13 protein-coding genes are annotated in these 19035 nt (G+C 45.2%); 7 read left to right on the top strand and 6 right to left on the bottom strand.

Features of this window, described 5'->3' with window-relative positions:
• The first annotated feature begins 109 nt into the window (after positions 1 to 109).
• Both HYN59_RS01580 and HYN59_RS01585 read left to right on the top strand, forming a co-directional pair.
• Entirely contained in the window at positions 110 to 892 is a 783-nt protein-coding gene (locus HYN59_RS01580; protein ID WP_108776596.1) for an SDR family oxidoreductase, read from the top strand.
• A gap of 16 nt (positions 893 to 908) precedes the next feature.
• Complete coding sequence (locus tag HYN59_RS01585; protein ID WP_181369486.1) at positions 909 to 1241, top strand: nuclear transport factor 2 family protein; 333 nt, start codon at positions 909 to 911, stop codon at positions 1239 to 1241.
• 7 nt (positions 1242 to 1248) lie between these two features.
• Here the strand turns inward: HYN59_RS01585 and HYN59_RS01590 are convergent, their stop codons facing one another.
• The 3 genes from HYN59_RS01590 to pdhA form a co-directional block, all read right to left on the bottom strand.
• A complete protein-coding gene (locus tag HYN59_RS01590) occupies positions 1249 to 1875 on the bottom strand; it encodes an alpha-ketoglutarate-dependent dioxygenase AlkB family protein (RefSeq protein ID WP_108776598.1) in 627 nt (208 codons plus the stop codon).
• A 143-nt stretch (positions 1876 to 2018) separates the two neighbouring features.
• A complete protein-coding gene (locus HYN59_RS01595; RefSeq protein WP_108776599.1) occupies positions 2019 to 3704 on the bottom strand; it encodes a pyruvate dehydrogenase complex dihydrolipoamide acetyltransferase in 1686 nt (561 codons plus the stop codon).
• Between the two features lie 2 nt (positions 3705 to 3706).
• Positions 3707 to 4708 (bottom strand): pyruvate dehydrogenase (acetyl-transferring) E1 component subunit alpha, encoded by a 1002-nt coding sequence (gene pdhA, locus HYN59_RS01600; RefSeq protein ID WP_108776600.1) that lies wholly within the window; start codon positions 4706 to 4708, stop codon positions 3707 to 3709.
• 360 nt (positions 4709 to 5068) lie between these two features.
• Here pdhA and HYN59_RS01605 point away from each other — a divergent pair, with 360 nt between their 5' ends.
• A complete protein-coding gene (locus HYN59_RS01605; RefSeq protein WP_108776601.1) occupies positions 5069 to 6826 on the top strand; it encodes a S41 family peptidase in 1758 nt (585 codons plus the stop codon).
• 43 nt (positions 6827 to 6869) lie between these two features.
• Here the strand turns inward: HYN59_RS01605 and cdd are convergent, their stop codons facing one another.
• The 3 genes from cdd to porU are packed head-to-tail and all read right to left on the bottom strand — an operon-like array spanning position 6870 to position 12434.
• Complete coding sequence (cdd, locus tag HYN59_RS01610) at positions 6870 to 7352, bottom strand: cytidine deaminase (protein WP_108776602.1); 483 nt, start codon at positions 7350 to 7352, stop codon at positions 6870 to 6872.
• Between the two features lie 3 nt (positions 7353 to 7355).
• The gene (porV, locus tag HYN59_RS01615) at positions 7356 to 8537 is read right to left on the bottom strand and encodes a type IX secretion system outer membrane channel protein PorV (RefSeq protein WP_108776603.1); all 1182 of its coding nucleotides are present in this window, start codon (positions 8535 to 8537) and stop codon (positions 7356 to 7358) included.
• Positions 8538 to 8579: 42 nt separating this feature from the next.
• Positions 8580 to 12434, bottom strand: a complete 3855-nt coding sequence (porU, locus tag HYN59_RS01620) for a type IX secretion system sortase PorU (protein WP_342748337.1) — start codon at positions 12432 to 12434, stop codon at positions 8580 to 8582.
• A 202-nt stretch (positions 12435 to 12636) separates the two neighbouring features.
• Between porU and gldJ the strand changes: the two genes are divergently transcribed.
• From gldJ to HYN59_RS01640, 4 genes are all read left to right on the top strand, one after another.
• The gene (gene gldJ / locus HYN59_RS01625) at positions 12637 to 14313 is read left to right on the top strand and encodes a gliding motility lipoprotein GldJ (protein ID WP_108776604.1); all 1677 of its coding nucleotides are present in this window, start codon (positions 12637 to 12639) and stop codon (positions 14311 to 14313) included.
• Positions 14314 to 14379: 66 nt separating this feature from the next.
• Positions 14380 to 15657 carry a UDP-N-acetylmuramoyl-tripeptide--D-alanyl-D-alanine ligase gene (locus tag HYN59_RS01630; protein ID WP_108776605.1) on the top strand — a complete coding sequence of 426 codons (1278 nt, stop codon included), beginning with the start codon at positions 14380 to 14382 and terminating at the stop codon, positions 15655 to 15657.
• 189 nt (positions 15658 to 15846) lie between these two features.
• Positions 15847 to 17802 carry a hypothetical protein gene (locus tag HYN59_RS01635; RefSeq protein ID WP_108776606.1) on the top strand — a complete coding sequence of 652 codons (1956 nt, stop codon included), beginning with the start codon at positions 15847 to 15849 and terminating at the stop codon, positions 17800 to 17802.
• Positions 17803 to 17872: 70 nt separating this feature from the next.
• On the top strand, positions 17873 to 19030 hold the full coding sequence (locus HYN59_RS01640; protein WP_108776607.1) for a DUF3095 domain-containing protein: 1158 nt from the start codon (positions 17873 to 17875) through the stop codon (positions 19028 to 19030).
• The last annotated feature ends 5 nt before the right edge of the window (positions 19031 to 19035 follow it).

The following is a 19035-nucleotide window of genomic DNA, read 5'->3' on the forward strand; positions in this document are numbered from 1 at the left end:
CCTGATGCTAATTATGCAATAGGGATAAATTTATCCCTATCGGAATCGTTTTTCCGTAATTGCCCATTTCAGATATACTGCGGAAATTTGCTGTATAAACAAATAGCACATGAATTACAACAATGATTTATCCGGAAAAACCGTACTTGTAACAGGCGGTACAAAAGGTGCCGGCAAGGCAATCGCCAAAAGGCTTGTACAGGAGGGCGCCAAGGTTATCGTGACAGCGAGGCATAAGCCCGAAACTGAAGAACAAGGAACCTATTTTGTGCCTGCCGACCTCAGCACCGCTGATGGCATCCAAAAAGTAATTGACACTATAACAGCAGACTTTGGCGGCGTTGATGTCCTTATAAATAACGCAGGCGGCTCTGAAACACCCGGCGGGGGCTATGCAGCGCTTACTGACGAACACTGGGAAACAACATTAAACACTAATTTAATGGCTGCGGTACGGCTCGACAGAGGGCTGCTTCCGTATATGCTCGCAAAGGCCTCAGGGGTAATTATACATATTGCTTCCATCCAAAGGTCGTTGCCGTTGTATGAGTCGACACTGCCCTACGCTGCCGCCAAAGCCGCATTGGCAAACTACAGCAAGGGAGTTTCTAATGAGGTTGCACCAAAAGGCGTAAGGGTGCTTACCGTATCGCCGGGATGGATACGGACCGAGGCATCAGTACGAATGATGGAGCGGATAGCAGACAGTTCGGGCATAAGCACGGAAGCAGCGGGCAAAAGTGTTATGGATGCACTTGGCGGAATACCGATGGGACGGCCTGCAGAACCTGAAGAAGTTGCCGAGCTAATAGCCTTTTTGGTATCGCCACGCGTTAACTATCTTACCGGGACCGAATATGTGATTGATGGCGGAACCATTCCGACAGTATAACTTAAAAAGCAGTATTATGAAAGACCAAACAAAATTACCTGCAACCATCAGTGAACTGGTTGCCGCACAGAACAATTATAACAGCACCGCGTTTGCAGCACTTTTCACGGACGATGCTGTGGTGCACGACGAAGGGAAGCAACATACCGGAATCCCTGCTATCCGCAGGTGGAATGAGGCTGCTAATGAAAAGTACCGTACAAAACTTGAAACTGTACATTTTTCCGGCGATGAACACGAAGGTGTGCTCCAGGTGCTTGTATCCGGAAACTTTGACGGCAGCCCGATACGTTTACATTATAATTTTACATTTGAGGACAGCAAAATCAAAACTTTAAAAATCAGCTAATCCCAAATTACAACTGGCGCTTCACCTGCCTGAATGTAAGGTTGACCCGCGGAAGGATATCCTTCGCCGTTTTCGGGATGTGGTGCTCCCAGTGCGTTTGTGTAGTCCCTGCCATCAGCAGCAAGGTGCCGTGGGTAAGCGGTATTTCAACCATTGGTATGTCTTTACGGGTCTTGTGACGAAGGCGGAAAGGCCGGGTTTCGCCAAAACTGACCGAAGCTATAACCTGGTTCTTGCCGAAGTTCTCCGTGCGGTCGCTGTGCCAGCCTACGCCGTCTTTACCATTGCGGTACAGATTTAGCAAAACGGCATTGAATTTAAAAGACACCTCATCTTCCACTTTGGTCTTGATGGTGAGCAGTTCGGGTGTCCAGTCATTGCCGTTGGGATCGGCGCCGGGATTGGTTTTATCTTCATACCACGACACCATCCGGGGAATAATGTGGGTTTTATCATAAATGGTCAGGTCGGTCTCTTTCCATTTTGTATTGTGGAGCAGGTTGTCGTAATACCGGTCTGATTCTTCTTTTGTGAAAAATCCTTCAAAAAGCATCAGGTCGGTATCCGGCAGGTCGAATATCGTTTTATTGGGCTGGCTCCCGGTGAAAATATCGGTATCGTTAAACAGGTTCATTATATCCCTTTCATTTGTTTATTTTGAAGCAAAAATTGTTCCGCAGTTTACACGCGCTCCTCCGGAACTTGCAATAAGTATAACAAAATACCCGCCCTGATATCCAGGGCGGGTATTGTATTTATAACCGGAACGGCTTTGGCTTATGCCAGCATCGTTACCGGGTTTTCTATATACTGTTTCAGCGTTTGCAGGAATTGTGCACCTGTTGCGCCGTCTACCGTGCGGTGGTCGCAGGTAAGGGTTACCATCATGGTGTTGCCTACTACGATTTGCCCATTCTTAACAACTGGCTTCTGGATAATAGCACCTACTGAAAGTATAGCTGAGTTCGGCTGGTTGATGATCGAGGTAAATTCCTGTATCCCGAACATACCTAAGTTTGAAACTGTGAACGTGCTGCCGTCCATTTCGGCAGGAGTAAGCTTTTTATTCCTCGCTTTTCCGGCAAGGTCTTTTACTGCTCCGCCAATTTGTGACATGCTCATGTTGTCGGCAAACTTAACTACCGGCACTACAAGGCCTTCGTCAACCGCTACAGCTACACCAATGCTGATGTGCTTGTTGTAAACTGTCACATCGTCTTTCCAGTGCGTGTTCACCTGCGGGTGTTTGCGAAGCGCCATTGCACTTGCCTTGATCACCATATCGTTGAACGATACTTTTGTATCCGGCACGGCATTGATTACATTACGGCTCGCAATAGCATTATCCATATCAAGCTCGATGGTAAGGCTGTATTCCGGCGCGGTGAATTTAGACTCTGACAAACGGCGCGCAATGGTTTTGCGCATCTGCGAGTTTTTCACTTCCTCGGTAGCTACCTCCCCTGTAGGGACATAAGCCGGAGCGGCAGCAGCGGCAGGTGCAGCAGCCTGTTGTGCAGGAGCAGCTTGTTGTGCCGGCTGTGCAGCCTGTGGCGTATAGTTCTCAATATCTTTTTTAACGATGCGCCCATTCTCGCCGCTTCCTTTCACCTGGTTAAGGCTAACGCCTTTTTCCTGTGCAATTTTGCGTGCCAGTGGCGAAGCGAATACTCTTCCGCCGTCAGTGGCAGGGGCAGCTTCTTCGGCTTTTGGAGCTTCAGCAGCTTCTTCCTTTTTATCTTCGGCAGGCTTGTCCTCGTTTTTGCTTTCAGCAGCAGGGGCAGCGCTTTCTTTACCTGTAATACCCGATACATCCGTACCGGCAGGGCCTATGATAGCAAGAAGGCTGTCAACAGCAGCGGTCTGGCCTTCCTGTATTCCTATTTTGAGAAGTGTTCCGGCGTTGAATGATTCGAATTCCATCGTCGCCTTATCGGTTTCGATCTCCGCAAGGATATCGCCTTCTTTTATAACATCGCCTTCTTTTTTAAGCCATGTCGCTACAGTACCTTCGGTCATGGTATCGCTCAGGCGTGGCATGGTAACTACTACCACACCTTTTGGAAGTCCGGCAGCAGGTGCGGCTTTCTTCTCTTCGGCAGGCTTTTCTTCTGACTTCTCGTCAGTTTTTTCAGCAGGCTTTTCTTCCTGTTTCGGCTCTTCTTCCTTTTCAGCATCGCCGGCAGGTGCCGCCTTGCCATCAAGAAGCGCTTTATAGTCTTCGCCCTCTTTCCCAATAATTGCTAATACGGAGTCAACAGCGGCGGTCTCGCCTTCCTGAATCCCTATGTATAGTAATGTACCTGCATCAAAGGCCTCAAATTCCATCGTGGCTTTATCGGTCTCGATCTCTGCAAGTATATCGCCTTCTTTTATAGTATCGCCCACTTTTTTAAGCCACGTAGCCACAGTACCTTCGGTCATGGTGTCGCTAAGGCGCGGCATAGTTATGATCTTTGCCATGGTTATTGTAGTTTATGAGGTAAAAATGGATAATTCTCCTGGTTGTAAACAACGTCATACATCACGCTAGCATCCGGGTATGGCGACTCTTCGGCAAATTTCTCGCATTCGTCCACAAGGTTTTTCACCCTTTCGTCCATTGCTTCGATCTCTGCTTCGGTAGCGTAGTTGTTCTCTTTGATGATGTCAAGCACCTGTACGATCGGGTCGATCTTCCTGTACTCTTCTACCTCTTCTTTTGTACGATAGTGCTGCGCGTCACTCATCGAGTGGCCACGGTAGCGGTACGTTTTCATTTCAAGGAAGGTTGGCCCGTCGCCCCTTCTGGCCCTCTCCATTGCTTCGTGCATCGCTTCAGCAACTTTCACAGGGTTCATTCCGTCCACCGGCCCGCATGGCATTTCGTAGCCAAGGCCCAGTTTCCATATATCGGTGTGGTTCGCCGTACGCTCTACCGAGGTACCCATGGCATAACCGTTATTCTCTACAATGAATACTACAGGAAGTTTCCACAGCATTGCCATGTTGAAGGCTTCGTGAAGCGATCCCTGGCGTGCGGCACCATCACCAAAATAAGTAAGGGTAACACCGCCTGTTTCAAAATATTTATCGGCAAAAGCCATCCCCGCACCTACCGGGATTTGTGCGCCAACGATACCATGCCCACCGTAAAAGCCATGCTCTTTGGAGAAAATGTGCATCGAGCCGCCAAGCCCTTTTGAAGTACCGGTAGCTTTACCTAAAAGCTCTGCCATAACCCTGCGCGGGTCTACACCCATGCCGATCGGCTGAACGTGGTTACGGTAAGCCGTGATCATTTTGTCTTTAGACAGGTCCATAGCGTGCAACGCCCCGGCCAATACTGCCTCCTGCCCGTTGTATAAGTGAAGGAAACCTCTAACTTTTTGCTGAATGTAAAGGGCTGCAAGCTTGTCTTCGAATTTTCTCCAGAACTGCATATCCTCGTACCACTTCAGATAAACTTCTTTTGTTATTTCTTTCATTACTCAGTTATTGTGCTAATGTGATTTTTATAAAAAATGTTTTTTGGGCCGCAAAAAGTTTCCTCACACAAATTTGCGAAATGCAAAAATAAGACTTCCCGTTAATAACTAAAAATTTATAGGAAGTATTTTGAGAAATTTTAGGCTCACCCCCGCCCCCTCCAAAGATAGGGAGAAGCCTCACTCTCTTGGTGAAGCCTTATGTTTTTGCAACAATTACACAAAATTGCAAGCCGAAGTGAAAAGGCCTTACTCCAGCCATGTTTTAAAGCCATGCTGTATCGGCAGCGCAACTTTAACCTTTTTGCCTCATGGTACCTTAAATTAAAATTTTAGCTTTGCTTTTATACATCATCAATCATGAAAAAATTAACTGCCCTGCTAATTGTAATTAGCATAACCTCGTTAGTCAATGCCCAGAACATTAAGCAAACGGAAAGCCAGGTGCATTTTTTCAAGGTATGGAACTATGTAAAATATTACCATCCTGCTGTGGCAGGCGGCAGGATAAATGCCGACACCTTATTTCTGCAAAATATTAGTGCCGTTGACCAAATTAAAACAACAGCAGAATTTAATGCTTTTGTAACTTCTTTTCTGGACAAGCTCCCCAAGGCAGAAAATAAAAAGGCGCAGCAAGGCAAGGCAAAGCTGCTTACCAAAAACCTGGACAATAAATGGTTTACATCGGGCAGGCTCTTTAACAGGCATAATAAAAACAGGCTTACCACCATTTTTGAACACCGTTATACCGACAGCACCCATCATTACATTCCTGATATTCGCTATAGCGCCGAAATCCCGAATGAGCCTGAATATCCATTTGCGATAAAAGAAAATATCCCCTATAAATTCCGTATGCTCACCCTGGCTAAAATACAGGGAGCCGTAGATTACCTGTTTCCGCACAAGTACCTGATGGATAAAAATTTTGACAGTCTTTTACGGGAGAAACTGCCTTTGGCCGCTGCCTGCAAAACCCGCCAGGAGCATGAGGCCATTTTACTGGAACTGGTAGCCGCATTTGATGACACTCACGCTTTCAAATTCATAAAACAGGTGAAATACAGGGAGAAAATCTTCAGGAACAGCTTCTTCCCACCTTTTAAATATGCTGTTTTTGATGACAGGATCATTATAACAGAGATCATTCTCCCTGACTATTGCGCTAAAGCGGACATAAAAGTTGGCGACGCTATTGTTAAGGTTAACGGTGAGCCTGTCACTGGTTTAGTGAACAGGACAGCAAAATGGCTATCTGCTTCTAACCGGCCAACATTAAGGTATTATATTTCAGATTATATCAGAAACCTTGTCTGGCAGTCGGACACTAAAGATTTTAGGCTTACTGTTATGCGAAGCGGCATTGAAAGCCCAAAGGTTGTCGAATTTGTATACAACCTTGATACTGCGAATGTGAAACGTATTACCGACTATATTAATAATACTGTAAAGGATAAGCGTACCGACAGGAATCTTGATATACTCCCGGGTGATATCGCGTATTTTAAGATTGGTGAAACCTTCCGTTTCATAGAGACAGTGCCCGATGATAAAGCCTACAGCACAGTGGACAGCTTACTGAACATAGCGGCCCGGCAAAAAGGGATCATACTGGATATGCGCGACTATCCCGACTGGGGTGGTTTTGTGTTTACCCTATTTAAAAGTTTTGGCAGGTACCCCAATCGCTTTGCCGACTATTTTGAGATCAATAAAAAAGAGATCGGCACCTTCATATTAAACAATAAATACGAGACCTATAACCACCCGGATATTAAACCCGATGGCGGTTCGTATACCGGAAAGGTAGTCATTATTGTAAACCCTGAAACTCTAAGCATGAGCGAATGGAACGTAATGAACCTGCAATGCATTTTTCCGCAAAGCATAACCATAGGGGAACAGTCGGCTGGTGCGGATGGTGATGAAAAAATGCTGATGCTTCCGGGAGGCTATAAGATGAATTTCACGGGAAATGCCATATTTTACACTAACGGGACCACTGCCCAACGCAAGGGAGTACGGATCGATAAATATATGCCTTCCACACCGGAAAACCTTTTAAACACGACCGATTATTTGCTGGATGAGGCCATCAGGCTCATTAAAGATTAGCTTTACTTTTGTCTATGAAATAAAGCCAAGATCCGCTGGTCGTTTACAAATAATCCTTGTCAAACACCAGCGGCAGCAGGTTTTTTAAGGAATCGGATTTGTATACCTTTCCGGTTTCGCCCATAAAGTAAATCTCCATCGGCACGTCCTGCTTCATTTCATATTCGGCGAGGGACTGTCGGCAGGCACCACACGGCGGTATCGGGGTATCGACAACTTTATCATCCGCGGCTGCTGTTATAGCAAGGCTGAGTATCTTAGCATCGGGGTACGCCGCACCGGCATGAAATACCGCTACCCTTTCGGCACAAAGGCCCGAGGGGTAGGCCGCGTTTTCCTGGTTGGAACCTATTACCACTTCACCGTTATCAAGCTGGATGGCTGCCCCTACGCGAAACCTCGAATAAGGGGCATAGGCCGTTTTACGCACTGCCAGCGCTTTTTGCATTAGCAGCTGTATCGGTTCAGGCAGGTCGGCTACCGAATCGTAAACTGTAAAGGAGGCGGTTATACTGATTTTTTCCATTGACTAATATTCGTCGTAATCGTCGCCAAAGTTAAAGGTAAGCGAGAAACGAAGTGTGTTTTCCAGCGGGTTGCGCACCTGTGAGGCTGAGAAGAGGTAAGACACGTCCACTTTTACCACGGTGTACTTAAAGCCGGCACCCAGTGAGAAGAATTTACGCGCACCTTTTTGCTGATTTTCGTTAAAGTAACCCAAACGAAGTGCAAACGAATCCTGGTACAGGTACTCGGCGCCCAGGGAATAGGTAACTTCTTTCAATTCTTCGCTCAGGCCGTCAGGGGCATCGCCAAAAGATTTAAAGATACCCGAAACCCAGTTGATATCATTGTACTCTTTCCTCGCCTGCTGGTATTCTTCAGAGGTTGTTTCACCATCATGGTTTTTATCAGGATCCTGTGGTGTCGGAACCAATAGCTTTGTGATCTCGGCATTCACGCCAAGCTTGTTATATTCATCAAACATAAAATCGAACCCGCCGCCAAGCCTCATGTTGGCAGGAAGAAAGTTCGAGCTCAATGTTGGGTCGTTATCATAACTGATCTTCGGCCCCAGGTTCTGGAAATTGAAGCCAGCTCTCCAGCGACCGTTAAAATCGCTGTACGCCACTTCTTCGGACTGGTAAAAACCCGCAACATCAAAAGCGAAGGTACTTGCCGCCTTTGAATCGCCGCCGCCTGATGCTTCAGGTATCCTTAAATTGGAACGGATATAGCGTGCAGCTACCGACATGGAGAACTGCTCATCCAGCTTCAGCGCATATGAAAAGTCGACCGCAAGCTCGTTAGGGTTCCGTGTTACCGGGATCTCATTCGGGTCGCCGGTCTGCCTTAGCTCTATATCGCCCAACCCAAAGTAACGGAGGCTTCCTGCAAAGGCACTCCTTTCGCTAAACCTGTTGTAGTAGGTCAGCTGCCCAAGGGAAATATCGTTGGCAATATCAGTAAGATAAGGGGTATAGCCTACGGAAAGACCTTGCGACTTAAGCGCGAACGCATACTTGGCAGGGTTCCATTGCTGGGAAAAAACATCGGATGATGTGGCAACACCCTGGTCGCCCATCGCCGCTGCCCTGGCATCGGCCGCAATTAACAAAAACGGGACTCCTGTAGTAATTACCCTGTTACTTTGGGCTTTTGCCAACTGTACACCCAAAAGGCACAAGGCGAATAAGATTATCTTTTTCATTCTTTATATTAAAAATTTTAAAGGGAACAAATATAACGTTTTTTATAGCAATACAAGTTTTTCATATTTTTCAGCTGTTTTATTTGCCGAAGCCGACCTGACAGTGAGCTTATATATATACACGCCCTTGCCTATCCGGTCGCCAAAATCATCGCGTCCATCCCACTTGATGTCGCGGCACAAAAAGCCATCGGTAGTCACGGACTGGTTGATAGTCTTCACGATTTTACCGGTTACCGTAAATACCTGCACCTGCACATCCAGCGGCTCAAATGGCCTGTTGTGGGTAAACCAGAATTCGGTATAGCTCACAAAAGGGTTCGGGTAGTTGAGCACCTTATCCAGCTTAAGCACATCATCGCCTATCACCACAAACTGGATTTCAGCAGCTACCAGGTTATTATATACATCCCACGCCTTAAAGGTAAGGGTATGCAGGCCTTTTTCAAGGTTAACAAATGGGAAACGTACTTTTCCCTGTTTGTAATTATCCATCTCGGTCTCGTAATAATCGTTCATCACGAACGGATGGGTTTCGTCACCGTCCAGTATCCCTATTATATCGTGCCCAATGCCGCTTGCGGTGTTGATGCCGTGCTCGTCTTCCAGAAACGCCAGCAATATTGGCGATGCGTTGGTTATACCACCCGAAATGAAGGACTCATCATTCATGTACAGCCTTAGTTTGGGAGGCGCGGTGTCCGCAGCAGCATTCGGGTTCACGCCGCCTATCCTTATCATAGTATCGTAACCGTAATGGTCTTCCAGCACATTGTTCTTTTTGGAATAAAAGCTAACACGGCCATTGCCTACCGGAATGCGGATGTCCCTTGGCACAATGAAGCCGAACTCGAACTGCCCGTTGGTTACTGTTGCATTGCCCCGGAAGATCGTCTCGCCAAGCACCTTGAAATTCGTTATCTGGCCTTCATTGTCGTTATCCAATGTCGAACGGCTCATCTCCTTATCAAAAACCGTAACCTCAAGCTCTCCGTTATAGTTGCTGAGCATGCTGCCTCCCTCATCGGTAACGCGCCCGCCTAATTTCACATAGGCCAGTGATTGCAATACATCTGAAGTTGGGCTTAGAGGCTGGTCGTTAACTTCGGTAAGCACGATCTTTGGCTGAGGGATAGCCATTTTAAGCGCGGGATCCCCTATAAAAGCCACCTGCCTTACCTCTCTTGAAGGCAAAGACTGCTTTGTCTGCATCAGCGCTTCGGCCATTGTTGGGTATATACCATCGTTAGTAAAGGCATAGAGTTTACCGCAAAAAGTTTTATTGAGGCTGTAAGCCGCCCCAGTATAGATAGAACGCGTTGTCGTAACCATGGCTATAGCTCCCCCGGCAGGATTCCAGTAAAGATATTCCCCTACGGTTGGGCGATAAGGGTTGTCAAACTTGGTGAGCTCGCAAGTTGCGGTTACAAACAATGGATATTTATATTTATTGGTAAGGTTCTGTGCATCTGTTTTTTCAAAAATACGCTCCGAAGCCATACCGTCTTCGCCCCCATGGCCAAGGTAATTAACCACCAACGCCCCATAGTTGATTGCCCTGATGATCTGTTCCTTTGCTTCCGGGTAGCGCTGCCCACCCGCAGAAGCTTGCTGCACAAAAGCATCGGAATGTATTTTCCTAACATTTACAAACGGCCTGTTATCATGCAGCAAGTCATATACCAGTTCCATTTGTGGTATAAAAGCCTGCCCGACATTATCAAGGTCATCGGTTATCATTATATATTCATTGCGCCACCTTCCATACGACTCAGCTGCTTTGTACTCAAACACCTTGTTTACCATCTCGTCGGCCTGCGTCTTGTCATTTACCAGCATCCTCCCTATCGCGAGGTCTAGCCTGTCGGAACTTCCGCCACCAAAATCCATCCTGCCTTCCGTAGGATCCATAAATCCAAAGAAGTCATCGGAAACAAAAGTATTTACCGTACTATAATTATTATCCGGATTAACAGGCACAGGATCAAATGCCTGAAATGAGGGGACAATATTGCCGTTATTCGGTATCCGGTCTTTATAATCAAAAGAGGCATCCCCAAAAAGGTTGACATATTTTATTCTTTTGCTGACCGAAGAGGCATTAAAATAAATGTATTTGATAAAATTCCGTATGGCTCCTACATCTTGCTTGCCGGATGAAAACTCCTGGTAAATATTCTCGAGGTTTACCACTTTTACATTGAGTCCGGAATTGGTGCGGTGGTAGCCGGCCAGTTTTTCGGCAGAAGCATTAAGAAATGCCGGTGTCACTATAAGGTAATCCACATCTTCAAAAGCCCCTTGTGCATTACGGAATATCGTGCCCTTCAGGTTTTGGTTGGCTACTTTCGGCCTGCCTTCCCTAAGCGGGGTATAATAATCTGACGGGACAAGTGCAATATACTGCCGCACTTCGCCAAGCGTTGCCTTAAATGCAAACTGGCTTTGCCCTCCATCATTGATTATTTTAGAAGCGTCATATATATTGGTGATATCCCACACTTCTTTTATTCCCGAGGCATTAGACATATTATATTGTATCACACCAACATTACTGGCGGCATCATTGTACCGGAACCGGAACTGCTTACCATTACCCTGAAGCTTCCTTTTTGCTTTCAGTATAATATAATCGAGCCAGGCATTAGAACCAGGTACACCGTTGTTATTATAGGCAAGCTTTACCGTTATGGCACCACCGGAGGGGGTAAAAGTTCCTGTTAGTACTTTCCCATCTACCGCAGCGGCATTTTCCGGGGTAAGGGGTAAACTGATTGTTCCAATTGCCTGATCATTAGCAGTAACTACCATTGACGTTGCTGAACCTGAAGCCGCTGCTGCACTAACAATTACAGTAACGGGGCCGCTATCAATATCCTGGATATTAAAATCGAAGCTCTGCTCATTCTCTACATTAAACTGTTCCCCGTGCCATTTGCGCCCAAGCCTCGCAATATTCACAAGGTCTTTTTCATGATAAAGATATTCGTCAAAATTTGAAGTGATAACATTGGGCGCAGCAGCCGGCAGTCCCTGCGGTGTTATCCTTTTGCCATTGGCGCCGCCGGCAGTAACGTAATAATAGGACTTATCTACAAAAAGGTTGTTGTGTGTACCGCTTTCGGCATTCCAGTTATCGACACCTTCGGCGTAAAACAGTATGTAATCGCTGCTGCCGAACGATCCGTCTTCTTCCCCTATTACCTCGATCGCATTCTCGGCAAGGTCCGACGGATATTCTGTTGCATTGAGCAATGGCACCATCCTGCCGCCGTTGCCATATATTTTAATGGTGCGGGGGTCAACGTTCACATTCATCCCCAGGCTTTGCAGGAAGGAGCGCGTAACTTTATATACTCCGGACTTTTCGACATAAAATCTATACCAGTCGCCTGTTGCAAGTACGGAATTTTCAATCACGTCGAAATCGGCGCCATCCCTGAAGGCCGAACGCCCAGCGTTGAAACCGAACGAGTAAGTGAATGACTTTACACGCTTGTAGCTGCTTCCATCCTTAATTATAGGAGAAAGTGTGATCGAGGCATACCACTGGTCACGTGCTTTTGACGAAGCCAGCTTTGCATTAACGGATGCAGGCAGCGCCGTAGAAAGTGTACCTAGCTGTGCAACAGTCATACTTTCATATACGATATTGGTAATGGTAAGTGAGTTAGGGTCGGCTGCCGCGCTTACCGGGAGGTTGTTCTGGAAGAAAAGCTGCTTTCTTGAAGAATCATAGCTGGTATTCTCGATCTGGAACTGGGGAATGGATATCTGGGTAGTGCCAATAAGCGACTTTACATTGTCTGTCCATTCCAAAACCACTTCCCCCCTCTGCTGTCCGAAAGACAACAAAGAACTAAGCAGTACAAAAAATAGTATTCTCTTTTTCATCATTGACACAACGCAGATAGCAGCAATATATTACTGCATCGGTAATTTTTTTTATACAATCTACCTGCAATATTACTTTAAAAAGCCCGTTATTGAAAAAGACATTTAACTTAATTTTGGAATTTAATTAAAAATTTTCAAAACGTGTTGCGGTTTAATGGTTAATTATTATATTGCGCCACGAAATTTATTTACCTACAGAAAGATGAAAGTTAACAAAATCACGGCTTTAAAATTGTTAATCGCATTGGCGATAACTGTTGGTTTTACCGGATGCAGCAAGAAAGGTAACAGCGGTAACACTTCCACTGCTACGGGTTGGAAGATCAACGACAAGAAAGGTGGTTTCCAGCACAACTCCAAGTACAAACAGCAGGAAGCTGCTCCCGGACTTGTAGAAGTAGAAGGAGGAACGTTTACCATGGGCAGGGTTCAGGATGATGTTATGCATGATTGGAACAACACTCCAACGCAACAGCACGTCCAGTCTTTCTATATGGATGAGACTGAGGTTACCAATGTAATGTACATGGAATACCTTGACTGGTTGAAGAGGGTTTTCCCTCCAACTGAAGAAAACTATAAAAACATCTATGTAGGTGCACTTCCTGATACACTGGTATGGAGGAGCGCCCTTGGATATAATGAAACTATGACCAACAACTACCTGAGGCACCCGGCATACAGCAACTACCCTGTTGTAGGCGTTAACTGGATCCAGGCTGTTGAGTTTAGCAAATGGAGGACAGACCGCGTTAACGAGGCTGTTCTTGAAAAAGAAGGCTACCTTAAAAGGGATGCCAAAGTTACTGACGTAAATGCAGAAACTACTTTCAGCACTGAGTCATACCTTGAAAGCCCTACTAAAAGTATGGGTGGCAACGAGGAGATCGTGCTAAAAGGGCCAAGGAACAAACTGGCTTCTAAAGAAGGCGCTACCAACGTATATGCACAAAGGACTTCAGGGCTTATCCTTCCTGAGTACAGGCTTCCAACCGAGGCTGAGTGGGAATATGCTGCCGTTGCACTTGTAGGTAACCGTGAGTACAACCTGTACAGGGGTAACAAAAAATATCCTTGGAAAGGCCAATACACCCGTAACTCAAAACGCCAGTCTAAAGGTGACCAGCTTGCTAACTTTAAGCAAGGTAAAGGTGACTACGGCGGAATTGCAGGATGGTCTGATGACAATGCAGATATCACTGCTCCGGCTAAATCATATCCGCCAAACGATTTCGGCCTTTATGACATGGCAGGAAACGTTGCAGAATGGGTAGCTGACGTTTACCGTCCTATCGTAGATGATGAAGCAAACGACTTCAACTACTACAGGGGTAACGTTTACATGAAAAACAAAATAGGCGAAGACGGAAGGGCTGAGCTTGTAACTTCTGAAACTATCGAATATGATACGCTTTCTAACGGAAGGATACAGTACAGGAACCTGCCAGGCCAGATTGCCCAGACTCAGGTAACCTCTGAAGATACTTACCTAAGGCAGAACTATACCAAATCTGACAACAGGAACTTCAGGGATGGTGACAGGCAGTCTACACGTTACTTTGATTTCGGAGCTTCCGAAGAAGAAGCCACAGCAGCAACTAAAGATGCCGAAAGGATGTACCATTCTCCAAAGCACCTTGTGTCAAAAGACAGCCTTGGCAACATGGTAAGGGCTTATGACAAGTCTTCAAAAAGGACTACGCTTATCAACGATAACGTAAGGGTATACAAAGGTGGCTCATGGAGAGACCGTGCTTACTGGCTCGACCCTGCACAAAGGAGGTACTTCCCTCAGGATATGGCAACAGACTATATTGGTTTCCGTTGCGCAATGTCTAAAGTAGGCCCTAAATCAAGCAAAAAGTCAGCAAGAAACTAAACCAGTTTTTATAACAGAATACAATAAAAGCCCTATCTTAGGGCTTTTATTTTTTTATATACTCATATGGAAATCCAGGAACTCTACAGCTATTTTCTGCAATGCAGCGCCATATCGACCGACACACGAAAAATTGAGCCGGGAAGTTTATTCGTAGCCTTAAAGGGCGATAATTTCGATGCCAATTCGTTCGCGGAAGAGGCGCTAAAAAAAGGTGCCCGTTATGTGGTGATAGACAATGCGGATTATAAATTGGGAAACGAAATGCTGTTGGTAAACAATAGTCTGGAAGCCCTTCAGCAATTGGCCAATTACCACAGGAAAGAGCTCGGCCTGCCGGTTATAGCGCTTACCGGAAGCAATGGCAAGACAACCACCAAGGAGCTTATCAATGCGGTGCTTTCGCAATCGTATACCACAAAAGCTACTGTAGGCAACCTGAACAACCACATAGGCGTTCCCCTTACCCTGCTCTCTTTTACAAAGGAAACGGAGATAGGCATTGTAGAAATGGGTGCCAACCACCAGAAAGAGATCGGGTTTTTATGCAGCCTTGCCGAACCAAATTTTGGTTACATTACCAATTTTGGGAAGGCCCATCTTGAAGGCTTTGGCGGGTATGAAGGCGTTATAAAGGGTAAAAGCGAATTGTACCAGTACCTGGAACAAAATACCAAAACTGCTTTTGTCAACCTGGACGATGCCATACAAAACGAAAAAACGGAGAAGCTGCCACGATTCACATTTGCCGTTGACAACTATAATTGCGATGTAAGGATAGAGAGCTTTGGCGACGGCCAGATGGTTACAATTGGGTATAATGGCATGGAGATCCGGTCAAATCTTATCGGCTCCTATAATGCGCCGAACATAAGTGCTGCTATAGCCATAGGTGTCTATTTTAAGGTAAGCAATGAGAAAATAAAAGCCGCTATTGAAGGCTACATCCCTTCTAACAACCGCTCGCAGCTTATTGAAAAGAACGGGAACAAGATCATATTAGACGCTTATAATGCTAACCCCAGCAGCATGGCCGCTGCTATAGCCAACTTAAGGCAGATGAAGGGTGACAAGGTTGCCATACTGGGGGATATGTTCGAATTAGGAACTGAAAGCCCTGAAGAGCATAAAAAGATCGCATTACTTCTTGCTCCGGAAGACGATATCGAAACCTATTTTGTAGGGAAGGATTTTTATAATAACCGCATCGAAAAATCGCACCTGCATTTCTTTGAAAGCTATGACAGCCTTAAAAACCATTTCCCACAGGCCTTAAAAAATAAAACCATATTAATAAAAGGCTCGCGCGGCATGGCCCTGGAAAGGGTGCTGGAATTACTGTAATGTATTCCAATTCTCTAATTTTTTGAAACAGTGTCTTTCTGTAATGCTACAGAAGTATCGTAAAATGCTTTAGTTAAATAAATACCTAATAAGGGGGATAGTACGTATTATTATTACAATTATCTTTAGAAGATTATTAACAGGCATTTATTTACTAAAAAAGCATTCTAACCTTTAAACTGTTTTAAAATGAAAAAGCTTGCAACCATAATTTTTATTTTCTTCGGAACAACACTTATGGCCCAAAATGCCTATTATGATGCATTGGCTATTAGCCAAAGTCTGGATGCGCAAAATCAATTTGGGCCAGATCAATTCTATATACTCGGTAAATATTTTGATAATTCTCCGGAAATAGCCCGGGAAATTTCGACCAATCCCTTCCTCAAAAAATATTTTAATCCCGAAGCCAAATCGCTTGACCGTGGAGCGCAAACCGGGAATCCGAAGAGGAATGTAAGCAATTACATGAAAGGTGTTGATGTAACACAATTTGCCAATGTACTGAGTGATATAATGATTGAACATGCTAAAGATGAACTCACTGTTGCATTCTTCAACAGGTTTCAGAAATTTATTGAAGAGCATGAGGAATTTAAGATGCTTTTCCCAAAAACGGCAGCTAACTTCAATAATCTGCTTTTTTACAAATATTCAGAAATGCTTCCCTCCCTGCGCACAAGCTTTTTTGAAGACCTTAACCAAATAACCTACAGAATTGACGATGTACTGCTGCTGCCTAAATACAGGGACCTGCTTAATAATTTTCCGGAAGTTTCGGTAACTATAGCCTCCCTGCGCCTCATTCACGATCTCGAAACAGGCAATTCTAACGCGGCCCAACTGATAAGTGAATTCGCTAAACTTAAACAATGGGAAACAGCAACTTCAAAGGGCATGAAAAATATGGCTAACAGCCTTCGTGTTGCAGCGATTTTTTCGGAAAGCCTTAGATCCGGTGCGAATCCAATATCAGATAACGATGCAGGATTGTGGATAACTCCAAAAGAGATAAAAGAATTTGTTGGCAATACAGATGCCTTTACAATATACCTCGGGTTGATCTACCAGCAATTTAAGGTAAATAAAATACAATTTGAGGTTGGGGATACTGCACCAAAAGCATTCATTTCATTAATTGACAACAATATGGCGACAATAGAAGTAATGAAAAATAAAGTTATTGATTTTATTGCACTGGCAGATAAAGTAAATGCGAACTTCAGGGTTGTGAATCGCAAAACAAATCTTAGTGAAGAAATTACAGATGATGAGATATACAATTATATTACCCTGTCAATAGATGTCATTGACTATTCCTTTGGTATAGTCCAGCTTTTCGATAAAAACATAGATAGCGGCAATTTCCTGACTATACCGAGGGCTGCCAATAATCTGTATAAGGACATTTACAGTAAGGAATATAACCAGGCTGTGGTGCATGCATTTGATATTTTCTTAGAACTTAACAGACTGATAGGCCATTCGGCGAATGATGACAAAATCAAAAAAGTTAACAAAGACTTTTTTGACTATATAGAAAAAGCACGGCCTTATGCCCTTTTTATGGCTAATATGGTAAACGCCCAAAGCGATGCCGAAATAAAGGCCGCACTGGATAACCTGATATTGCCGGTGGGAAGCTCTTCGGTAAAAAAATATTCTACTTATAATTTAGCATTTCAATCGTATTTAGGAGCACGATTTACTACCGGTGGCACCCGCCCTTTGCAAAGCTCGTGGAACGACAGCTTTGGGGTAAGTGCACCTGTAGGCGTTTCTATAAGCCATGGCCTTGGAAAAGGCGGTGCTGTTTCACTGTTTGTCCCGCTGATAGACCTTGGGGCAATAGTAGATTACAAGCTCAGTTCTGACACAACGGGCGAGGGAGAAACAGTTCAAAAAGATTACAAAATAGAGCTTGGGCAGCTATTCTCTCCGGGGGCTTACCTGGTTTATGGCCTGCCATGGAATATTCCGCTATCACTTGGTTTTGGTGGGCAGTATGGCCCGGGCCTGTCAAAAATAGATACAACCGATGGTGCTATTGCCGAAAATCCGTACTGGAGATGGAGCGCCTTCCTTTCAGTAGATATTCCATTATTCAATTTAGGCAACAAGTCGAAAACCAAAAAGATAGATTAAAATCTAACAGAAATTTAGAATCCTGTCGTGCTTTATTTCGTTATTTTTGGAAGTATCCTAATTATCATAAATGTCGAACAGCACTACCGAAAAATTTTATTCCGCACTTCATTTGAACAGGATGCCATTGAGCCGACTGATCGCCAATGAAAAATTGTTCATCCCCGTGCCCGATGACTGGCATGTAGTGATCACCGACATTAAAAGCTCTACACAGGCGGTTATGACAGGGCGGCATGAAGATGTGAACCTCATTGCTACCGGTAGTATTGTATTGGTACTCAATATTGCTTTCGGGATGGATATTGCCGTGCCCTTCTTTTTTGGTGGCGATGGCGCTACCTTTCTCATTCCCGGCAGCCTTTTGAGTAAAGTCATGCAGGCACTGGCGCTTTACCGCAGCAATACGCTCGGTAATTTTAATTTGGAGCTTCGTACGGGCACAATACCCGTTAAGCAAATTTATGCCGCCGGACATAGTATCAACATCACAAAATACAGTAGTTCAAAGACGTTTTCTATTCCGGTAGTTTTGGGAGGCGGGCTGGATTATGCCGAGAAGATCATTAAGGGAGACGGCTACCTGCTTTCTGGCCATGAGTCCGCTGCTAATGAATTAGATCTTACCGGAATGCAATGCCGTTGGGACAAAATCCCCCCACCTTCTGATAAAGAGGAGATCGTAACGCTGCTGGTTGTTTCGCGCAATGTGGAGCACCAGCCCATAGCTTTTAAAAAAGTGCTCGAAAAGATGGATGCGCTGTATGGCCCGCCAGATAAGAGGCAGCCTATATCCGTAGGGAAGCTGAAACTGAAAACCACATTTGGCCGGCTAGGCAACGAAATGCGTGCCCGGCTCGGCGGCATTAAATGGTTCAGGTTGCTGAGCACGTGGCTGATAACATTGTATGGCTTCTTTTGGTTCAGTACCGAAAGAGGCAAAAATTACCTGAAGAGCCTTGTAGAAATGTCGGATACGCTTGTTATCGACGGAAAAATAAACACCGTAATAACCGGTTCTGCAAAACAACGTGAGGCGTTGCAAAAGCTATTGGATGCCATGGAATCTGACGGCGAGATCTTTTACGGCCTGCATGTGAGCAGTGCCTCCATCATGTCGTGCTACGTACGCAACCTTGAGGATGGGCACATTCATTTTGTCGATGGTTCTGAAGGTGGTTACACACAGGCCGCAAAAATGCTGAAGGGAAAACTCAGCAACGTTTGATCATA

The sequence above is a fragment of the Flavobacterium album genome (assembly GCF_003096035.1).
GTDB classification, from domain to species: Bacteria; Bacteroidota; Bacteroidia; order Flavobacteriales; family Flavobacteriaceae; genus Flavobacterium; species Flavobacterium album.

Bases quoted from the DNA above. Each gene is read 5' to 3' on its own strand.
- gldJ (WP_108776604.1), top strand. From the start codon at position 12,637: ATGAAAGTTAACAAAATCACGGCTTTAAAATTGTTAATCGCATTGGCG.
- HYN59_RS01590 (WP_108776598.1), bottom strand. From the start codon at position 1,875: ATGAACCTGTTTAACGATACCGATATTTTCACCGGGAGCCAGCCCAAT.
- HYN59_RS01595 (WP_108776599.1), bottom strand. From the start codon at position 3,704: ATGGCAAAGATCATAACTATGCCGCGCCTTAGCGACACCATGACCGAA.
- porV (WP_108776603.1), bottom strand. From the start codon at position 8,537: ATGAAAAAGATAATCTTATTCGCCTTGTGCCTTTTGGGTGTACAGTTG.
- cdd (WP_108776602.1), bottom strand. From the start codon at position 7,352: ATGGAAAAAATCAGTATAACCGCCTCCTTTACAGTTTACGATTCGGTA.
- HYN59_RS01605 (WP_108776601.1), top strand. From the start codon at position 5,069: ATGAAAAAATTAACTGCCCTGCTAATTGTAATTAGCATAACCTCGTTA.
- HYN59_RS01630 (WP_108776605.1), top strand. From the start codon at position 14,380: ATGGAAATCCAGGAACTCTACAGCTATTTTCTGCAATGCAGCGCCATA.
- HYN59_RS01580 (WP_108776596.1), top strand. From the start codon at position 110: ATGAATTACAACAATGATTTATCCGGAAAAACCGTACTTGTAACAGGC.
- porU (WP_342748337.1), bottom strand. From the start codon at position 12,434: ATGATGAAAAAGAGAATACTATTTTTTGTACTGCTTAGTTCTTTGTTG.
- HYN59_RS01635 (WP_108776606.1), top strand. From the start codon at position 15,847: ATGAAAAAGCTTGCAACCATAATTTTTATTTTCTTCGGAACAACACTT.
- pdhA (WP_108776600.1), bottom strand. From the start codon at position 4,708: ATGAAAGAAATAACAAAAGAAGTTTATCTGAAGTGGTACGAGGATATG.
- HYN59_RS01585 (WP_181369486.1), top strand. From the start codon at position 909: ATGAAAGACCAAACAAAATTACCTGCAACCATCAGTGAACTGGTTGCC.
- HYN59_RS01640 (WP_108776607.1), top strand. From the start codon at position 17,873: ATGTCGAACAGCACTACCGAAAAATTTTATTCCGCACTTCATTTGAAC.